Origin of the sequence: Phenylobacterium sp. (genome assembly GCF_030693625.1) — a bacterium.
Classification (GTDB): Bacteria; Pseudomonadota; Alphaproteobacteria; order Caulobacterales; family Caulobacteraceae; genus Phenylobacterium; species Phenylobacterium ferrooxidans.
Genome location: NZ_JAUYAF010000055.1, coordinates 1 through 4,685, shown reverse-complemented (window position 1 = coordinate 4,685; position 4,685 = coordinate 1). Strand labels below are relative to the sequence as shown.

5 protein-coding genes are annotated in these 4,685 nt (G+C 71.3%); 2 read left to right on the top strand and 3 right to left on the bottom strand.

Features of this window, described 5'->3' with window-relative positions; all coding sequences use genetic code 11:
• Positions 1-153: 153 nt before the first annotated feature.
• Positions 154-723 carry a biliverdin-producing heme oxygenase gene (locus Q8N10_RS11480; protein WP_304782944.1) on the bottom strand — a complete coding sequence of 190 codons (570 nt, stop codon included), beginning with the start codon at positions 721-723 and terminating at the stop codon, positions 154-156.
• Positions 724-800: 77 nt separating this feature from the next.
• Complete coding sequence (locus tag Q8N10_RS11475; protein ID WP_304782941.1) at positions 801-1,679, bottom strand: LysR substrate-binding domain-containing protein; 879 nt, start codon at positions 1,677-1,679, stop codon at positions 801-803.
• A gap of 93 nt (positions 1,680-1,772) precedes the next feature.
• On the opposite strand from Q8N10_RS11475, the gene Q8N10_RS11470 reads away from it, so the two are divergent.
• Complete coding sequence (locus tag Q8N10_RS11470; protein ID WP_304782939.1) at positions 1,773-2,384, top strand: pyridoxamine 5'-phosphate oxidase family protein; 612 nt, start codon at positions 1,773-1,775, stop codon at positions 2,382-2,384.
• A gap of 1 nt (position 2,385) precedes the next feature.
• On the opposite strand, the gene Q8N10_RS11465 is transcribed toward Q8N10_RS11470, so the two are convergent.
• Positions 2,386-3,288 carry an aminoglycoside phosphotransferase family protein gene (locus Q8N10_RS11465; RefSeq protein ID WP_304782936.1) on the bottom strand — a complete coding sequence of 301 codons (903 nt, stop codon included), beginning with the start codon at positions 3,286-3,288 and terminating at the stop codon, positions 2,386-2,388.
• Between the two features lie 212 nt (positions 3,289-3,500).
• On the opposite strand from Q8N10_RS11465, the gene Q8N10_RS11460 reads away from it, so the two are divergent.
• Positions 3,501-4,586 carry a 3-deoxy-7-phosphoheptulonate synthase gene (locus tag Q8N10_RS11460; protein WP_304782933.1) on the top strand — a complete coding sequence of 362 codons (1,086 nt, stop codon included), beginning with the start codon at positions 3,501-3,503 and terminating at the stop codon, positions 4,584-4,586.
• The last annotated feature ends 99 nt before the right edge of the window (positions 4,587-4,685 follow it).

Here is a 4,685-nt window from a genome sequence, read left to right as displayed (position 1 = left end):
CTAGAGCCTGATCCGTTGAGGTGGAATCGCTTCGCGATTCCGCCGATGCGGTGGATCAGGCTCCCAGATTTAAGCGAGAGCATGATTCACGCCTGAGCCGGGACCGCTGCGCGGTTCCGTCTCAAGCGATCATGCTCTAGGGCAGGGCGGCGGTCAGGCCGCGACGGTGGGCTCGCAGAGCCAGCGCTCGGCCTGGCTGAAGCCCGCCACCGCGCCGCGCACCATGGCCTCGCAGGCCTTGTCGGAGACCGCGCCCTCACGCTCGGCGATCAGCACGAACTTGCGCCAGCGCTCGCCGGCCTCCGCGCCATAGGGATCGAGGAAGGACAGGCCCTTCATGTTGAGGCCGCGGGCCGCGACCTGGCGGGCGATGGCCTTGCCGCCCAGGGTCAAGGTCTCCAGCACATAGAGGCGGCCCATGGCTTCGGCGCTGTTGGCGGGGGCGGGGATGCGGCGCCCGGTCTGGGGCTGGCCCCCAAGCACGGCCAAGTCGCTGGCGAGTTCCACCGACCGTCGTCGCCCGGCATAGCCGAGGCCGACGATATCGGAGAGCAGGGGCGCCATCGCCGACTCCGACCCGACGTGCCAGGCGTGGAAACGCTCCGCCAGACGGCGCCGGGCGGCCGGCGCCGTCAGCTGCTCCACGATGTTGAGCCGCGTCTCCAGACTCTGATGCGCGTCGGCGGTGGCGGCGCGTAGCCGGCCCAGAACAGTTTCGACCATGTCATTTTCCGTGGCGTAAGCGCACCCGAAGCTAGGACTAGCAGGGCCCGAACGGCTGCCCGTCGCCGGGGCGACGATCAACCACTGGTCAGCGCTGCGCCCAGCCAATCGATGAAGAGGTGGGCGGAGGCTGACTGGTACCTGTCTCCGGAGGGAATAGCCACCAGCCCCTGCTCAAAGGCCGCAAAGCCGCAGGGCGCGCGCAGGCGGCCGTCGGTCAGTTCGGCGCCGATCAGCCGGCGCTCCACCAGGGCGACCCCCAGGCCCGCCAGCGCGGCCTCGATACAGAGATGGGTGTGGGGGAAGCTGAGCTCGCGCGCGCCGGTGATCCTGCGGCCGGTGGCGGCCGACCACTGGTCCCAGGCCCTGGAGGTGAAGTCGTGGGCGATGCGGCAGGGGACGGCCACGTCGGCCCCCAGGATCTCGTCCAGCGGGTAGCCCGGCGCGCAGACCGGGCCGAAGGCGACGGGGGCCAGCGGAATGGCGCGGGCCTGGTCGGCGGCGGGGAAGCCCTTCCAGTCCCAGGCGATCACCAGGTCGGCGCCCTCGTCACGCAGCTCCCGGGCCGAGGTCATGGAAAGGCGGACCCGCACCTGGGGATGGGCGCGGTAGAAGTCGGCGAGGCGTGGGGCCAGCCAGCGGGTGGCGAAGGTGGCGCTGCAGGCGACATGGACGCCGGGGCCGCGGGCCTCGTCGCGCACGCGGCGCCAGCCCTGCTCCAGCCGGTCGAGGGCCTCGGCCACCACGGGCTGGAGGGCGATCCCTTGCGCGTTCAGGCGCAGGCCGGCGCCGGCCTTGTCGAACAACGGCGCCCCCAGGTGATCCTGCAGGCTGCGCAGCTGGCGGCTGACCGCGCCGTGGGTGCGGCCAAGCTCCTCGGCGGCGCGGGTCACCGACCCCAGCCGCGCCGTGGCGTCGAAGGCCCGCAGGGCCGAGAGGGGCGGGAGCTGGCGCATCTGTGAGAATTCCTCACCGATCAGCGCGGACTAGTCAATTTTATTGGCTGCTGGGTTGGGAGATGGTGAGGCCCCGGTGATGAAAGCTCACACATGCCCGCCCTGACGACGATCGAAGACCTGGAGGCCCTCTACGGCCAGCCCGGCCCCGCCTCCACCCTGAAGGCGCTGGACCGGCTGAACGCCGAGTATCGGGCAGTGATCGCCGCCTCGCCCTTCGCGGCCCTGGCGACGGTGGGGCCGGAGGGGCTGGACTGCTCGCCGCGCGGGGACGCCGGCGAGGTGGTGCGGATCGCTGACGACAAGACCCTGCTGATGCCCGACCGGCGGGGCAACAACCGCGCCGACTCCCTGCGCAATATCGTGCGCGACCCGAGGGTGGCCCTGCTGTTCCTGATCCCGGGGTCGGGCTCCACCCTGCGGGTGAACGGGCGGGCGGAACTGCGCACGGACCAGGATCTTCTGCAGGCCTTCCGCATGGAGGGCAAGCCGCCGCGCTGCGTGATGGTGATCACCATCGACACGGTCTTCTTCCAGTGCGCCCGGGCGGTGATCCGGGCCGACCTGTGGAATCCGGCCAGGCATGTGGATGTGTCGCGGTTGCCGAGCGCCGGGCGGATGCTGAGCGCGGCGAGCCAGGGCGCGCAGGGCGGGGACGCCTATGACGCCGAGTGGCCTGCGCGGGCGGCGGCGAGCCTGTGGTGAATCAGTCCCCCGCCTCCACCATCGCGAAGGTCTTCTCCCCCATGGCCAGGAGGCGCGGATCATCGACCCGGCCGGCGTCGGTGAGGACCACGGCGTAGTTCACGGCCCAGCCCGCGGCCCGCGCCCAGGTGGCGTCGCTGGCGCCGTAGGCGGCCATGGCGGCGCGGCGGGACTCGCGGTCAGGCAGCAGCATCCAGAGACTGGAGAGGTCGGTGGCGCGGTCGCCCTGGCACATGTCGCCCCAGTCGATGACGGCGGTGAGCCGACCGTCCTTGGAGAGTACGTTGCGGGCGTGGGGGTCGCCATGCAGCCAGGTCGGCTCGATGTCGATGGGCGTGGCGAGCGCGCGGTCCCAGACGGCGCGGACGCGCGGGGTGATGAGGTTTGTCTGCGCCGCCAGCCGTGCGAAGCGGGGGGCGAGATAGTCCACCCGCTCGGCCAGGGGCACGCCGCGATGAGGATTGTGCGGCGCGCCGCCGGGCGCCGGCTGGTGCAGGGCCTTGAGGAAGCCGGCCAGCACCGGCGCCTGGTCGGCGTTCAGGGGGTCGCGATCGACCGGCCCGCCGGGCATCCAGGGCAGGACGCTCCAAGGCCAGGGATAAGCCTCGCCGGCGACACCGAGGCGAAGGGGCGCGGGGATCGGCAGGGGCAGGCGCGGCAGCGTCCTCAGCCACCTCTGCTCGTTTTCGATCAGCTCGACCCCGGCCAGCCGGCGCGGCATCCGCACGGCCATGTCGTCGCCGAGCCGGAACATGTCGTTGTCCCATCCCGAGGCGGCGAGGCGGATCGGAAGGTCAGCGAGGTCAGGGTGCTGGGCGGTCAGCAGGGCGCGCACCAGGGCCTGGTCGATCTCCACCTCAGCGGGGGGCACGCCGACGGTCGGGTTGCGGATCGGGGCGCTCACCGGGGTGACTCCGTGAGAAAGCTGGTGTATCGCGGCTTCTGTCATGACCCGCACCGCCGCCCAAGCCTGGTATTTTAGCTTTCCGACGCCCCTGGCGGAGGAAGGACTTGGCTTGACGTGACAGCGTCCTAGACAAGCACCCACCCACCGCCAGTCACCCTGGCGGTTTTTTTTATGCCCGCCACGGTGACCTCCCCGACCCGGAGATCCCCATGTCCAGCACCGACGACCTTCGCATCGCCAGCCTCACCGAGCTCAGCCCGCCCTCGCAGGTGATGGCCGAGTTCGCCCGCACACCCGCCGCCAGCGCGACCGTGACCGCCGCGCGCAGCGCCCTGCACGCCATCCTGCACGGCCAGGACGACCGACTGGCGGTGGTGATCGGCCCCTGCTCCATCCACGATCCGGAGGCCGCCATGGACTATGCCGGCCGGCTGCTGAAGCAGCGCCAGCGGTTCGGGGCCGACCTGGAAATCCTGATGCGCGTCTATTTCGAGAAGCCCCGGACCACGGTCGGGTGGAAGGGGCTGATCAACGATCCCTATCTGGACGGGACCTTCCGGATCAATGAAGGCCTGCGCCTGGCGCGCGGCCTGCTGCTGGATATCAACGACATGGGGCTGCCGGCGGCGGTGGAGTTCCTGGACGTGATCACGCCCCAGTACCTGGCCGACCTGGTGGGCTGGGGGGCGATCGGGGCGCGGACCACAGAGAGCCAGATCCACCGCGAGATGGCCTCGGGACTGTCCTGCCCGGTGGGGTTCAAGAACGGCACCGGCGGCGATGTGAAGATCGCCGTGGACGCCTGCAAGGCCGCCAGCCAGCCGCACCACTTCCTTGCGGTGAGCAAGGACGGCCGCTCGTCCATCGCCGCCACCACCGGCAACGAGGACGGCCACGTGGTGCTGCGGGGCGGGACGGCGACCAACTATGACACCGCCAGCGTGGCGGCGGCCGCCGCGGTGATCGAGGCGTCCGGCCTGCGTCCCGCGATCATGATCGACGCCAGCCACGCAAATTCGTCGAAGGACCCCGCCAACCAGCCCCGGGTGATGGACGACGTGGCCCGGCAACTGGCGGCCGGCGAACGCCGGATCGTCGGCGTGATGGTGGAGAGCCACATCGAGGCCGGCCGCCAGGACCTCGTGGCCGGCCAGCCGCTGGTCTACGGCCAGAGCATCACCGACGGCTGCATCGACTGGGAGACTTCGGTGGCGGTGCTGGAACGGCTGGCCGAGGGGGTCCGGGCGCGGCGGCGGGTGAGCGCGGCGGGGGTGAAGGAAGGGGCGATGGCCTGATCTTTCCTCCCCCATTCATGGGGGAGGGGGACCGCCGATAGGCGGTGGAGGGGGCGCGACCGGGCTCTGAGCTTGAGGCGCGGGCCCCCCCCCCCCCCC

Coding starts and splice junctions, on each gene's coding strand:
- Q8N10_RS11480 (WP_304782944.1), bottom strand. CDS start 723: ATGGTCGAAACTGTTCTGGGCCGGCTACGCGCCGCCACCGCCGACGCG.
- Q8N10_RS11475 (WP_304782941.1), bottom strand. CDS start 1,679: ATGCGCCAGCTCCCGCCCCTCTCGGCCCTGCGGGCCTTCGACGCCACG.
- Q8N10_RS11470 (WP_304782939.1), top strand. CDS start 1,773: ATGCCCGCCCTGACGACGATCGAAGACCTGGAGGCCCTCTACGGCCAG.
- Q8N10_RS11460 (WP_304782933.1), top strand. CDS start 3,501: ATGTCCAGCACCGACGACCTTCGCATCGCCAGCCTCACCGAGCTCAGC.